General features: G+C 65.7%; 13 protein-coding genes. 10 read left to right on the forward strand and 3 right to left on the reverse strand.

What is annotated here, in order from left to right:
- The first annotated feature begins 200 nt into the window (after window positions 1–200).
- The 6 genes from I6F16_RS08900 (at window position 201) to I6F16_RS08925 (ending at window position 6095) form a co-directional block, all read left to right on the forward strand.
- A complete protein-coding gene (locus tag I6F16_RS08900) occupies window positions 201–1283 on the forward strand; it encodes an ABC transporter ATP-binding protein (RefSeq protein WP_225173612.1) in 1083 nt (360 codons plus the stop codon).
- Between the two features lie 36 nt (window positions 1284–1319).
- On the forward strand, window positions 1320–2036 hold the full coding sequence (locus tag I6F16_RS08905; protein ID WP_057026006.1) for an HAD family hydrolase: 717 nt from the start codon (window positions 1320–1322) through the stop codon (window positions 2034–2036).
- 14 nt (window positions 2037–2050) lie between these two features.
- On the forward strand, window positions 2051–3358 hold the full coding sequence (locus tag I6F16_RS08910; protein WP_225173613.1) for an FAD-binding oxidoreductase: 1308 nt from the start codon (window positions 2051–2053) through the stop codon (window positions 3356–3358).
- A 21-nt stretch (window positions 3359–3379) separates the two neighbouring features.
- On the forward strand, window positions 3380–4426 hold the full coding sequence (locus tag I6F16_RS08915) for an ABC transporter substrate-binding protein (protein WP_225146830.1): 1047 nt from the start codon (window positions 3380–3382) through the stop codon (window positions 4424–4426).
- Between the two features lie 68 nt (window positions 4427–4494).
- Window positions 4495–5307 carry an ABC transporter permease gene (locus I6F16_RS08920; protein WP_225173614.1) on the forward strand — a complete coding sequence of 271 codons (813 nt, stop codon included), beginning with the start codon at window positions 4495–4497 and terminating at the stop codon, window positions 5305–5307.
- On the forward strand, window positions 5304–6095 hold the full coding sequence (locus I6F16_RS08925; protein WP_225173615.1) for an ABC transporter permease: 792 nt from the start codon (window positions 5304–5306) through the stop codon (window positions 6093–6095). Before I6F16_RS08920 ends, I6F16_RS08925 begins: the two co-directional genes overlap by 4 nt.
- Before the next feature lie 49 nt (window positions 6096–6144).
- Here I6F16_RS08925 and I6F16_RS08930 read toward each other — a convergent pair whose 3' ends face one another.
- On the reverse strand, window positions 6145–6834 hold the full coding sequence (locus I6F16_RS08930; RefSeq protein WP_109145921.1) for an aspartate/glutamate racemase family protein: 690 nt from the start codon (window positions 6832–6834) through the stop codon (window positions 6145–6147).
- Window positions 6835–7047: 213 nt separating this feature from the next.
- On the opposite strand from I6F16_RS08930, the gene I6F16_RS08935 reads away from it, so the two are divergent.
- The 4 genes from I6F16_RS08935 to I6F16_RS08950 are packed head-to-tail and all read left to right on the forward strand — an operon-like array spanning window position 7048 to window position 11539.
- Window positions 7048–8709 carry a thiamine pyrophosphate-binding protein gene (locus I6F16_RS08935; RefSeq protein WP_225112083.1) on the forward strand — a complete coding sequence of 554 codons (1662 nt, stop codon included), beginning with the start codon at window positions 7048–7050 and terminating at the stop codon, window positions 8707–8709.
- A 4-nt stretch (window positions 8710–8713) separates the two neighbouring features.
- Window positions 8714–9979: an FAD-binding oxidoreductase gene (locus tag I6F16_RS08940; protein ID WP_225112084.1), complete on the forward strand. Its 1266-nt coding sequence runs from the start codon at window positions 8714–8716 to the stop codon at window positions 9977–9979.
- 9 nt (window positions 9980–9988) lie between these two features.
- Window positions 9989–10732 carry an aspartate/glutamate racemase family protein gene (locus I6F16_RS08945; protein WP_036027373.1) on the forward strand — a complete coding sequence of 248 codons (744 nt, stop codon included), beginning with the start codon at window positions 9989–9991 and terminating at the stop codon, window positions 10730–10732.
- A 27-nt stretch (window positions 10733–10759) separates the two neighbouring features.
- The gene (locus I6F16_RS08950; RefSeq protein WP_036007160.1) at window positions 10760–11539 is read left to right on the forward strand and encodes an SDR family oxidoreductase; all 780 of its coding nucleotides are present in this window, start codon (window positions 10760–10762) and stop codon (window positions 11537–11539) included.
- A 4-nt stretch (window positions 11540–11543) separates the two neighbouring features.
- On the opposite strand, the gene I6F16_RS08955 is transcribed toward I6F16_RS08950, so the two are convergent.
- Window positions 11544–12338 carry an IclR family transcriptional regulator gene (locus I6F16_RS08955; protein ID WP_225112085.1) on the reverse strand — a complete coding sequence of 265 codons (795 nt, stop codon included), beginning with the start codon at window positions 12336–12338 and terminating at the stop codon, window positions 11544–11546.
- 77 nt (window positions 12339–12415) lie between these two features.
- The gene (locus I6F16_RS08960) at window positions 12416–14149 is read right to left on the reverse strand and encodes an FAD-dependent oxidoreductase (RefSeq protein ID WP_225173616.1); all 1734 of its coding nucleotides are present in this window, start codon (window positions 14147–14149) and stop codon (window positions 12416–12418) included.

Raw genomic sequence — 14149 nt, forward strand, 5'->3', positions numbered from 1 at the left:
TATGGGCGCGGTGAGAATTTGGCAATTGCCGGATTTTGCCAAGTCTGGTGTCATCAGCATGACAGCTTAAAGACAGGCCCTTCGAGAGAGGATTTGGTGCAGCGCACGCTTTGCCGTGAGTGCTCCAAATCCCTGTCTATAAAGCAGGCTTATGGCGCGTAGTGAGGCACGCCGGCTGAGGGACATCGCGAGGTCGATCGTTGGACAAGCGCGCGGAGAGCGTCGAGATCAGGTCCGCCAGCAAGGCCTATGGCGCCGTTCGCGCCCTCGACGACGTTTCGCTCAATGTCAGCGCCGGTGAATTCGTCTCACTGCTTGGCCCGTCCGGCTCCGGCAAGACCACGCTGCTCGGCATTTTGGGCGGCTTCATCCTGCCGACCTCAGGCACGATTCTATTCGGAGGCCGTGACGTCACCTACATGCCGCCGCACAAGCGCGACATCGGCGTGGTGTTCCAGAATTACGCGCTGTTTCCGCACATGAGCGTCGGCGAGAACGTCGCCTTTCCCTTGCGCGCGCGACGCCTGCCGAAATCCATCTGGCCGGACAAGGTGCGCGCAGCGCTCAGCATGGTCGGGCTTGCCGGCTATGAAGAGCGCGGCATCGCGCAGCTCTCCGGCGGTCAGCGCCAGCGCGTGGCGTTGGCGCGCGCCATGATCTTCGAGCCGCGCCTGATCCTGATGGACGAGCCGCTTTCCGCGCTCGACAAGCAGCTGCGCGAATCCATGCAGATCGAGCTGCGCGCGTTGCACAAGCGGATCGGCGCGACCATCATCTACGTCACCCATGACCAGCGCGAGGCGCTGACCATGAGCGACCGCGTCGCCGTCATGAAGGACGGCCGGCTGGTTCAGATCGATGAGCCGGCGCGGCTGCATGACCATCCCGTCGATTCCTTCGTCGCCAGCTTCATCGGCGAAGCCACGATGCTGCCGGTCCGCCGCGTCGGTGGCTCCAGCGTTGCGCTCGGTAATGCCTTGCTGCGCAGCGCACGCGCCATTCCGGATGGCGATGCCCTGATGCTGGCCGTGCACAGCGAGAAACTGCTGATCGATGATGGCGCGCAGGATGCCGCCTGCAACCGGCTGACCGGGACTGTCACCGACATCGTCTATCAGGGCGAGAGCCTGCGCATTTTCCTCGCGCTCGAAGGCGGCGTCGCGCTCAGCCTGCGCCAGCCGAGCTATCACCAGGCCTATCACCGCATTCCGCCGCTCGGCGGCAGCCTCACCGTCACCCTTCATCCCGAGGACACCATCGTCGTGCCCAGGGTGAGGGACTGAACTCAAGCCTCATCCAACCCGAGAGAAGAAACTGATATGTCGACCCAAGCCGCGTTCAGCAATTTCAAGGTCCTCACCTTCGACGTCGTCGGCACCCTGATCGATTTCGAGACCGGCGTACTTGAAGCGGTGCGCAAGATCGGAGGCAAGAAGGCGGCCGAGCTCAGTGATGACCAGATCTTCGAATCCTACAAGCGCGGGCGCGACAAGCATTACGAGCGCTCGAGCGAGGTGATGTTCCACGTGTATCGCTATCTCGCCAAGGAGCTGGGGCTGCCGGCGGACGATGCCTCCTGCGACGTGTTCCAGCTCGCCGTGCTGCGCTGGGGCCCGTTCTCCGATTCCGTTGAGGCGCTGAAGCGCTTGCGCACAAAATTCCGCCTGGTCGCGATGACCAATGCCGACCGCGTGGCACTCTCATGCTACGCGCATGCGCTCGGTAATCCCTTCGATGACACCGTCTGCGCCGACGACACCGGCGTTGCAAAACCGAACCCGGAATTCTTCGCCTACAACAAGGGCCGCCAGTCCGCCTTCGGGTACAAGCAGTCCGACATTCTGCACGTCGCGCAGAGCCAATATCACGACATCGGGATCGCGCGGAAGCTCGGCTACAAGGTGTGCTGGATCGAGCGCCGCCAGGGCATCGCCGGATTCGGCGGCACGCCGGCGGTGGAGACGCTGACCAAGCCGGACTTCCATTATCCGACGTTGAAGGCGCTTGCCGACGCGGCCATCGGGCCGGCGACGTAACGGAGAGCTGTGGCATGACACGGGACTGGCGCGCGCTGCCTTCCGTCAATTCGCTGTGGGAAGCCACGGCGGAGCCGGCGCGCGCGTTTCCCGTGCTGTCGGGCGAGCAACAGGCGGATGTGGTGATCATCGGCGCCGGCTACACTGGCCTCTCCGCCGCGCACCACATTGCCAGGAGCGGGCTCAGCCCCGTCGTGCTCGAGGCCAACCGTCCCGGCTGGGGCGCGAGCGGGCGCAATGGCGGCGTGATCACCGCAAAATTCCGTCTCTCGTTCCGCGAGATCGACGCCGCGCATGGTCGCGCCATGGCGCGGCGCATGTACGAGATCGCGCATGAATCGACCGACATGGTCGAGGAGCTCGTCTCCGAATTCGGCATTACCAGCGCGAACCTTGTGCGCACCGGCCAGGTCAAGGCCGCGCACAATGAGACGACGCTCAAGGCCGCGACCGACGAGGCCAACTGGATGACGCGCGAAATGGGCTCCGCCGCCGTTCGCATCCTCGACAAGGGACAGGTGCGCGAGGAGACCGGCTCCGAGATCTTTGTCGGCGGTGTGCTCAATCCCGGCTCGGGCGGGATCCATCCGCTGAACTATCTGCGCGGCCTCGCAAACGGCGTTGCAAGCCGCGGCGTTCCGATTTTCCAGGAGTCGCCGGTCGTCAAGCTCCGGCGCGAGAAGGACGGCATCGTTGCCGAGACACCGCAAGGCGCGGTGCGCGCAAAACAGGCGATCATTGCCACCAACAGCTATTCGGATCTGACCGGTGCCACCGCGCATCTGCAGCGCACGCTGATCCCGTTCCGCAGCGCCATGGTCGCAACCGAGCGGCTTCCCGGCAATCTCGCGGGAAAACTGATGCCGACGGGGCGCACCTACACCGAGACCAAGCGCATGATGCGCTGGTTCCGCATGGTCGACAACCGCGTCATCTTTGGCGGCCGCGGCGCCTTCGGCAAGCAGGACTCGCAGGCCGCATTCGACGCCTTGCGCAAGGCGATGGTCGGCATCTTCCCCGATCTCGCCGATGTCCCGCTCGCATACAAATGGTCGGGCCTGGTCGCGATGACGCTGGACTCGGTCCCGCATATCGGCCGGCTCGATGACCGCACGCTCTTCTCGGTCGGCTACAACGGCGCAGGCGTCGCGATGTCGAGCCTGATGGGCCGCTATCTCGCTGCCTTCGTGCGCGGCGAGACGCCCGACGTCGGCCTGCTCGACGCGCGGCGCATGAAGGCGATTCCGTTCTATCCGCTGCGGGAGCCCGCCGTGCGCATGGTCGCCGGCTGGTACCAGTTTCTCGATGCGATCGGTCGGTGAGATCATTTGGAGGAGGTGAGGATGACGATGAAGCAGAAATTTGGATTGGGCTGCGCGCTGCTGGGCGCAATCGGACTGACCAGCGCGGCTGATGCCGCCGAGCAGATCACCTTCGTCTCGCAGGGCGGCGCCTATCAGCAGGCGCAGACGGTGGCGATCCTCGATCCCTCCGCCAAGAAGCTCGGCATCACCATCAACCAAGACTCCATTCCCGATGCCTGGCCCGCGATCAAGACGCAGGTCGGCAGCGGCAAGCCGATCTGGGACGTCGTCGACACCCCGACCGGTAACTGCCTGCGCGGCGGCGAACAGGGGCTGATGGAGAAGCTCGACTTCTCGAAGATTCCAAACGGCGCGGCGATGCCGGAGGCCTATCGCAGCCCCTATTCAGTGTCCTACGAGTTCTATTCGAGCGTACTTGCCTACAGCCAGAAGAAATTCCCGAAGGACGCGCCGAACAGCTGGGCCGATTTCTGGGACGTGAAGAAATTCCCCGGCCGCCGCGCGCTGCGCAACCATCCGTTTGCAACGTTAGAGGCGGCGCTGATGGCCGACGGCGTCGCACCGGACAAGCTTTATCCGCTCGACGTCGACCGCGCCTTCAAGAAGCTGGAAGAGATCAAGCCGCACATCACGGTGTGGTGGACCTCGGGCGCGCAGTCGGCGCAGTTGCTCAATGACGGCGAGGTCGACATGGAGATGGCCTGGAACGGTCGCGTCAGCGCGGTCGCCAAGGAAGGCGCGAAGGTCACCTTCACCTACAACCAGGGCATCCTGCAGAGTACCTCGCTCTGCATCCTCAAGGGCGCGCCGAATCTCGCCACCGCGATAAAATTCCTCAACGAGGCCGTCGATCCCGTGCACCAGGCCAATCTGCCACTGCACATCGACTATGGTCCGGGCAACCCGAAGGCGTTCGAGACCAGCGTGATCAAGCCCGAGCGCGCCGCGCAATTGCCGAGCGAGCCGGCCAATGCGGCCAAGCAGGCGCTGATGTCCTACGCCTGGTGGTCCTCGCCGGCGGGCGAAGCCGCCGAGAAGCGCTGGGCGTCCTTCATGCAGAAGTGAGCGAGGCAACGTTGACGACTTCAGTGCCAGATCCCTCCCAAAAACATCAGCGCCGTGAGCACGGCCTGATGCTGGCACTGGTCTCGCCGGCGCTGCTGGTGATCCTGGCTCTGATCGTGCTGCCGGTGGGCTGGCTGGCCTGGCAGTCGATCTACCATGACGGCTTCACGCTGGAGAATTATCGCCGCGTCTTCACCGAAGACGTCTACTGGCGCAGCTTTGCGCTGACCTTCGAGATCAGCCTCGCGGTCACGGCCATCGCGCTGCTGCTCGGCTATCCCGTGGCCTACCTTGCCAATTCGGTGCCGAAAGGGTGGAGCATCGTCATCCTCTCGCTGGTCGTGCTGCCGTTCTGGACCAGCGTGCTGGTCCGCGCCTATGCCTGGCTGGCGCTGCTGCAGCGCACCGGCGTGATCAACCAGCTCCTGCGCTACCTCGATGTCATCTCCGAGCCGCTCGCGCTGGTCCACAACACCTTTGGCACGGTGGTTGCGACCGTGCACATCCTGCTGCCCTTCATGGTGTTGCCGCTCTACGCCACCATGCAGAAGATTCCGAACGATCTCATGCAGGCCGGCGCCAGCCTGGGCGCGAGCCCGTCGCTCACCTTCATGCGCGTGTTCCTGCCGCTGTCGCTGCCGGGTGTGCTCGCCGGCTGCACCATGGTGTTCGTGCTCTGCCTCGGCTTCTACATCACGCCGGAGCTGCTCGGCGGCGGCCGCACCGTGATGGTGTCGATGCTGGTGAGCCGCAATGTCGAGCTCTACAACCAGTTCGGCGCGGCCAGCGCGGTCGCCGTCGTGCTGCTCATCAGTGTGCTCGTGATCTTCTTCATTGTAAGCCGCTTCATCTCGCTCGACCGCGTGTTGGGGCAGAAATGATGCGCGCCTCGCCCGCACGGATTGCCCTCTACGTGATCAGCGCGCTGGTGCTGGTCTATCTGATCATTCCCGTTCTGATCATCGCGCCGATCTCGTTCTCCAGCGCGCGCTTTCTGACCTTTCCGCCACCGTCCTTTTCGCTGCGCTGGTACCAGCAATATTTCTCAAATCCCGCCTGGATGCAGGCGACGCGGGTGACGCTGACCGTCGCCCTCCTCACCGTCGTGATCGCGACCCCGTTCGGGGTGGCCGCTGCCTATGCCATCAGCCAGTCGAAGCTACGCATCATGAGGCTGATCCACTTGGCGCTGCTGTTGCCGCTGGTGGTGCCGATCATCATCACCGCCGTCGGCATCTTCTTCGTCTATGCCAAAGTCGGTCTGGTCGCGACCATGCCCGGCCTCGTGCTGGCGAACGTGATGCTGGGCCTGCCCTATGTCGTCATCTCGGTGCTCGCGGGCCTGCAGAGTTTCGATCCGGCGCAGGAGATGGTGGCGCGCAGCCTCGGCATGAACCGCCTGCGCAGCTTCTTCGCGGTGACGCTGCCGCAGATCAAGTCCAGCGTGGTTGCGGGCGGAATCTTCGCCTTCATCTCGGCGATGGACGAGACCATCGTCGCGCTGTTCATTTCCGGCGGCCAGTATCAGCCGTTGACCAAGCGCATGTTCACCGCGCTGCGCGACGAGATCGATCCGACCATCGCCGCGATCTCGACCTTGATGACGGCGGCCTCATTCATGCTGGTGCTGCTGGCGAGCGCGCGACAGAAGCGGAGCGGGTCAGGGTAGTCCACGTCCCCCGGGACCTCGCGGCACGGGCTGGACTGAGGAGATCAATTCACCCGATCGCGAAATCGGCGGCCGTCTCTGCGTGAATGGCGGTGGTGTCGAATGTCTCGACCGACGTGTCATCAGGGCCGACCAGCATGGTGATCTCGGTGCAGCCGAGGATGATGCACTCGGCGCCGCCGGCGACGAGCGCCGCCATCACCTCCTGGTAGCGGCGGCGCGAGGGCGCGGCGACGTTCCCGAGGCACAGCTCGTCGTAGATGATGCGGTTCACCTCGACGCGCTCGTCCGCGGGAGGGACCATGGCGTCGAGGTCGTGCGCGCGCAATCGGTCGATGTAGAAGTCTTCCTCCATCGTGAACTTGGTGCCGAGCAAGCCGACCCGCCGATATCCTTTGGCGCGAATCCGCTCGGCCGTCGCATCGCCGATGTGGATGAACGGAACGTTGACGCTGGAGATGATCTCCGGCGCCAATTTATGCATCGTGTTGGTGCACAGCACGATGGCCCGCGCGCCGGCACTTTCGAGCAGCCGCGCGACCTCCGCCAGGCTCGCCGCCGCCTCCTGCCAGCGGCCAGCATATTGCATCTGCTTGATCTCCTCGAAATCGTAGGAATACATCAGAAGCGGGGCCGAATGCAGCTTGCCGATGCGGTCGCGGACCCGCTCGTTGATGAGCTTGTAGTAAAGCGCGGTGCTCTCCCAGCTCATGCCTCCGATCAGGCCAATGGTTTGCATTCCGGTGCTCCCGAACAGTGATTCAGAGGGATCTTAGACGAAGATGCCGAAGCTCGCCATCATGGCCGCGGCAGGGCCTGTAGTGCAAACGGCAGGGACGGGCATGACGCCTGCGCAGGCTGCGAGAAGCCTTTCGACCTTGCGCACGCTCTCGGCCTGTCTTAGGCCAGTTCCCGAACACGTGCGTATCGCCGAAGTCTTGAGGGAGCCGACATGACCATTCGCAACACCCGCACCGGGGGCCAGATCCTGATCGATCAGCTCGTCGCCCAGGGCGTCGAGCGCGTCACCTGCGTGCCGGGCGAGAGCTATCTGGCGGCGCTCGATGCGCTGCATGACAGCCCGATCGACGTCGTGATCTGCCGCGCCGAAGGCGGCGCGGCGATGATGGCGGAAGCCTATGGCAAGCTCACGGGGCGGCCGGGCGTCTGCTTCGTCACCCGCGGCCCCGGTGCCACCAATGCCAGCCACGGCGTCCACATCGCGATGCAGGATTCGACCCCGATGATCCTGTTCGTCGGCCAGGTCGACACCGGCATGCGCGAGCGCGAGGCGTTCCAGGAGCTCGACTACAAGGCGGTGTTCGGCTCGATGGCGAAATGGGCGGTCGAGATCGACCGTCCCGACCGCATTCCGGAGCTGGTCGCGCGCGCCTTCCGCGTCGCCATGCAGGGCCGCCCCGGTCCCGTGGTGATCGCGCTGCCGGAGAACATGCTGACCGAGACCGCGGCCGTTGCCGATGCCATGCGCATCGAGCCCGCCGTGAGCTGGCCGGCGCCTGCCGATATCGAAAAGCTCGGCGCCATGCTGGCCGGCGCAAGGGCGCCGCTCGTCATTCTCGGCGGCTCGCGCTGGACCGACGAGGCGGCCAAGAGCATCGCGCGGTTCGCCGAGCGGTTCGACCTGCCGGTCGCGACCTCGTTCCGCCGGGCCGCGCTGATCGACGCCGACCATTCGCATTATGCCGGCGACCTCGGCATCGGGCCGAGCCCCGGCCTGAAGGCGCGCATCGACAATGCCGACGTCGTCCTGCTGATCGGCGGCCGCATGTCGGAGATGCCATCGTCGTCCTATACGCTGCTCGACATTCCCAATCCGAAGCAGAAGCTGATCCATGTGCATCCGGGCTCCGAAGAGCTCGGCCGCATCTATCAGCCTGAACTGGCGATCCAGGCGACGCCGGCCGCCTTCGCCGCCGCCGTCGAGACGTTGAAGCCGTCAGGTGCGGTGGCATGGAAGGGCGAGGCCGCGAAGGCGCATGCCGATTATCTGGCCTGGACCGAGAAGGCGCGCGAGCTGCCGGGCAGGTTCCAGTACGGCGAGGTGATGACCTGGCTGCGCGACCGCCTGCCGAACGACGCGATCGTCTGCAACGGCGCCGGCAATTACGCCGGCTGGATCCATCGCCATCACCGCTTCCACAGCTTCGCCGCCCAGCTCGCGCCGACCTCGGGCTCGATGGGCTATGGCGTGCCGGCGGGCGTGCTGGCCAAGCGGCAATATCCGGATCGCGTCGTCGTCGCGTTTGCGGGCGACGGCTGCTTCCTGATGAACGGCCAGGAATTCGCCACCGCCGTGCAGTACGACGCGCCGCTCGTCGTCATTATCATCGACAATTCGCAATACGGCACCATCCGCATGCACCAGGAGCGCTACTATCCCGGCCGCGTCGTCGGCACCCAGCTCAAGAACCCGGATTTCGCGATGTATGCGAAGGCGTTCGGCGGGCATGGCGAGCGCGTCGAGCGCACCGAAGAGTTCGCACCGGCGTTCGAGCGCGCGCTCGCCTCGGGCAAGCCGTCGATCCTCCATTGCATCATCGATCCCAGGGCGATCTCGGTCGGCAAGGATTTTGTCTCGGCGGTGAAGGCTTAGGGCGATGCCTGAAGGTCGCCACGTCGCCATCATCGGAGCCGGCGCGATCGGTGTGATCAGCGCCATCGAGGCGCTGCGCGAGGGACATCGCGTGACGCTGATCGATCCGGGCGAGCCCGGCGGCGAGCAGGCGGCGAGCTACGGCAATGCCGGCTGGCTGTCGTCGCATTCGGTGATCCCGCCGGCGGAGCCGGGCGTCTGGAAGAAGGTGCCTGGCTATCTCCTGGACCCGCTCGGCCCGCTTGCGATCCGCTGGTCTTACCTGCCGAAGGCGCTGCCCTGGCTGATCAAGTATCTGCTGTCGGGCTGGACCGCGGCGCGGGTCGAGACCACGGCGTTCGCGCTGCGCGATCTCCTGAAGGACGCGCCGCTGCTGCACAGGAAGCTCGCGGAAGAAGCCGGCGTCCCCGAGCTGATCGAGCGCAACGGCGTGATGCACGTGTTCACATCGCGCGGCAATTTCGACAATGATCTCGGCTGGCGCCTGCGCAGGAAGGTTGGCGTCGAATGGCTGGAGCTCAATGCCGACGAAATGCGCCAGCGTGAGCCGGATCTGCATCCGCGCTACACCTTTGGCGTCGTGGTGGAGGAAGCCGGGCGCTGCCGCGATCCCGGCGCTTATGTTGCAGCCCTTGCCAATCATGCGATTGCCAGCGGCGCGAAGCACGTACGCGCCAAGGCGACCGGGCTGAAGCTCAAGGGCGGCAAGCTCGTCGCTGTGGTCACCGAGACCGGCGAGATCGCCTGTGACGCCGCGGTGGTCGCGGCCGGTGCCCGCTCGAAGCAGCTCACCGCGTCGGTCGGCGATCCCCTCCCGCTCGAGACCGAGCGCGGCTATCATGTCGTGATCGAGAATCCGGAAGTCGGCCCGCGCAGCTCGATCATGGCCTCCGACGCCAAGCTGGTGGTGAACTGGACCAACAAGGGCCTGCGCGCCGCCGGCACGGTCGAGATCGCCGGCCTCGAGGCCGCGCCGAACTGGAAGCGCGCCGAGATTCTGCGCAACCACCTCGTCAGCATGTTCCCGAAACTGCCGAAGGACATTCCGGTCTCGCGCGTCAAGACCTGGTTCGGCCATCGGCCGAGCATGCCGGACGGACGTCCCTGCATCGGCTATGCGCGCGCCTCGCGCGACATCGTCTATGCTTTCGGCCACGGCCATGTCGGCCTGGTCGGCTCGGCCCGCACCGGCCGTCTGGTCGCCCAGCTCGTGAGCGGCAAGGCGCCGGAGATTCCACTCGCGCCGTTCGCGCCCGATCGTTTCCTCTGAGAGCGCACCATGACCACCTCAGCCAGCTCGTCCTCCCGCATCGCCCGTGGCGGCAAGGCCATCTACGGCGCGCCGCTCGGCATCCTGATGCTGGAGGCGCGCTTTCCCCGCATTCCCGGCGACATGGGCAACGGCACGACCTGGCCATTCCCGGTGCTCTATCGCGTGGTGAGCGGCGCCTCGCCGGAAAAGGTCGTGCTGAAGGGCGCGGCCGGCCTCTTGCCCGACTTCATCGATGCGGCCAAGGATCTGGTGCGGCTCGGGGCGGAGGCCATCACCACCAATTGCGGCTTCCTCTCGCTGTTCCAGAAGGAGATCGCGGCGGCCGTCGGCGTTCCCGTCGCGACTTCCTCGCTGATGCAGGTGCCGTGGGTGCAGGCGACCCTGCCGCCCGGCAAGCGCGTCGGCCTCGTCACGGTGTCGGGCTCGACCTTGACACCGGCCCATCTCGAAGGCGCCGGCGTGCCGCTCGACACGCCGCTGGTCGGCACCGAGAGCGGCAAGGAGTTCTTCCGCGTCCTGATCAAGGCCGAGAAGGACGACATGGATATCGCGCAAGCCGAGCGCGACGTGGTCGAGGCCGGCAAGGAGCTCGTTGCCAAGCATCCGGATGTCGGCGCCATCGTGCTCGAATGCACCAACATGCCGCCTTATGCCGCAGCACTTCAGGCCGAGGTGGGGCTGCCGGTCTACGACATCTATTCCATGATTACCTGGTTTCATGCCGGGCTGCGCCCGCGCGTCTTTGCGTGAGATTGTCTCAAGTCCAGGAGTGAACCCATGAAACTATCCGGCAAGGTCGCCGCCATCACCGGCGCGGCGCGCGGCATCGGCAAGGCCTGCGCGAAGAGATTTTTGGACGACGGCGTCAAGGTCGTCATCTCCGACGTCGATGCCGAAGGCTTGGCTGCGACGGCCGCCGAGCTCGGGCGGCCGGATGCGTTGCGTACCGTCGTGGGCAACGTCGCCAGGCGTGCCGATGTCGATCAGCTGGTCGCGACCGCGGTGAAGGAGTTCGGCCGGCTCGACATCATGGTCAACAATGCCGGGGTCGCCCGCAACCGGGATATCCTCGATATCACCGAGCAGGAATTCGACGAGATCATCGGCATCAATTTGAAGGGCGCGTTCTTCGGCGTGCAGGCGGCGGCGAGGCAAATGATCGCGCAAGGCGGCGGCGGGGTCATCATCAACATGTCCTCGGTGAACGCGCTACTGGCGATCCCGGCGCTGGCGACCTACGCCATGTCAAAGGGCGGCATGAAGCAGCTGACATCGGTCGCCGCCGTCGCGCTGGCCCCGCACAACATTCGTGTCGTCGCGGTCGGGCCGGGCACGATCCTGACCGACATGGTGGCTTCGGCGATCTACACGTCCGAGGATGCGCGCAAGACCGTGCTGTCGCGCACGCCGGCGGGCCGCGGCGGCGAGCCGAGCGAGGTGGCCTCCGTCGTGGCCTTCCTTGCCAGCGACGATGCGTCCTATATCACCGGGCAGACGATCTATCCGGACGGCGGCCGACTGGTCCTGAATTACACGGTGCCGGTGAAGGAGAAGTAGGGCCTCACTCCGCCGCAACATTGATCCCGTAACCCAGCCGCTTGGAGATGCCCCCGGCGCAATCGCGCAGCGCGTGCGCGATCGGGCTGTCCCAGCGGGCATCAAAGGTGCCTTCCGGGCCCATCGCGGTGATGACCAGCGCGACGTGGCCGGAATGATCGAACACCGGCGCGGCGAACGCGTTCACGCCAGGTAGGGGATCGCCGAGCGCGCGGGCGAGACCGTGCTTGCGCACCTCGGCGAGCATGTCGGCGACCTTGGCCCCCTTCACGGTGCGCTTCGGGTTGTAGCCGACGCCGTGGCGGTCGAGGCCGCTGTCGAGCGCGGCGCTGATGGTCTTCTCCGGCAGGAACGCGGCAAACGCGCGGCCCGTCGCGGTCTCCAAGAGCGCCATCACCGAACCGACGCGCATCACGATGTGCACCGGCTGGGCCGGCTCTTCGAGCTGCACAACGGTGGGGCCGTGCGTGCCCCAGACCGCGAGCGAGACGGGGTGGCCGATCTGGCTCGCAAGGCCCGCGATCCTGGGACGCGCGATGCGTACGCCGGAGAGGCGGCGCAGGCTGATCAGGCCGAGCTCCAGCGCCAGTGCGCCGATCTCGTAGCGGCCGGTGCTCTCGTCCTGCTCGATCAGGCCGATGCGGGAAAAGCTGGCGAGATAAGGATGCGCCTTGGCCGGCGTCATGCCGGCCTCGCGGGCGAGATCGCGCAGCATCATCGGCTCGCCGCTGCGGGCGAGCGCGCGGAGCAATTCGCCGCCGACCTCGATCGACTGGATGCCGCGGCTCTCTCTCTTCATGCGCCTCCGATGCGCTTGGGTCGTTGTTTGAGCATGATCTCTTCGGAAAACCGCTGCACACTTTTCCGGATCATGCTCTACGCCGCGTCGCGCTTGGCGGCGCTGTCGGCAAGATGTCTGCCGGCAATGTAGCCGAAGGTCAGCGCCGGCCCAAGCGTGATGCCGGCGCCCGGATAATTGCCGCCCATGATGCTCGCCATGTCGTTGCCGGCGGCATAGAGGCCGGGGATCACGCGGCCCTCGGCATCGAGCGCCCGTGCGTTCGCGTCGGTGACGATGCCGGCATAGGTGCCGAGATCGCCGATCACCATCTTGATGGCGTAGAACGGGCCGTTCTCGATCGGTGCGACGCAGGGGTTGGGGCCGTGCAACGCATCGCCCTGGTAGCGGTTATAGGCCTTTGAGCCCTTGCCGAAAGCGGCGTCGCGTCCCAGCGGCGCCGTCTCATTGAACTGCCTGACCGTCTCGGCGAACGCCTTGGAATCGATCCCGGCTTTCGCCGCCAGCGCTTCCAACGTGTGGCCGCGCATGAGATAGCCGGTCTTCAAATGATGACCCAGCGGCATCGGAAACGGCGGCACGCAGCCGAGGCCGTATTTGCGCAGCGTCTTGTGATCGCAGACGAGAAATGCGGCGATCTCCTCGCCGGGCTTGGCGGCCTTGATCATGGCCTGGACGAAGTCGTGATAGGAATTGCCCTCATTGGCGAAACGCCTGCCGTCGCGCATCACCGCGATCACGCCGGGCTTGGCGCGATCGATGAAGTGCGGCATCACTCCCTTGGAGCCGTCCTTGCGCGTGGTCAGCGATACCGGCACCCAGGCCGCCGCGTTCGGCAGGCGGTCCTCGATGCGGCCGCCGGCGCCTTCTGCAAGGCGCAAGCCGTCGCCGGTATTGCCCGTAGGCCCGGGCGAATAATGCTCAACGCCGGTCGGCGCATGCGGGAACATCTTCCTGCGCCGCCCGACGTCATGCGGAAAGCCGCCGGAGGCGAGCACAACGCCCTGTCGTGCACGAACGCGCACCTCGCGTCCCTCGCGCGAGACGATGGCGCCGGTCACGGCGCCGTTCTCGACCGTCAGCTGGCGCACCGGCGAGGACAGCCACATCGGAATCTTCAGGTCGAGCGCTGACTTTGCGAGGCGGCCTGCGAGCGCATTGCCGTTGGTGAGCGTCATGCCGCGGCCATAGCGCAGCACGTCCGTGAAATGCCGCGTCAGGCGCTTCGCGACATAGACCGCCGAGGTCAGCGACTTCGTCACCCGCATGAAGTGGATGATCTCCTTGCCGCTTCCCAACATCATGCCGAACACGGTGAGCTCGGGCAGCGGCATGCCGAGCGATTTGATGAGAATGCCGAGCTCGCGGCCGTCGAACGGGCGCGTCACCATGGAGCGGCCGCCCTGGGCACCGCCGGGCGCTTCCGCGTGATAATCGGGAAACACCAGCGGCATGTCGAAGCGCAGCGCCGTCTTGGTGGTGAAGAAATCGACCGCCTCGGGGCCGGCGCTCAGAAAGGCATCGACGCGTGCTGCGTCGTAATTGTTGCCCGCCTCATGCCGCAAATACGTGCGGGCCTGCTCCGGCGTCTCCTCGATGCCATATGCCTTTGCCAGCGACGTGCCGGGAATCCACAGCCAGCCGCCGGAGCGGGCGGTGGTGCCGCCGAAGCGCTGCTCCTTCTCGACGATCAGCACGTCGAGCCCGCGATAACGCGCGGTGATCGCGGCCGACATGCCGGAGCAACCCGATCCGGCCACGAGCACGTCGCACTCGTACGTCTCCATGGTGCCATGCTCGTTGCCAGCCAT

Source organism: Bradyrhizobium sp. IC4060, from assembly GCF_020193715.1.
Classification (GTDB): Bacteria; Pseudomonadota; Alphaproteobacteria; order Rhizobiales; family Xanthobacteraceae; genus Bradyrhizobium; species Bradyrhizobium yuanmingense.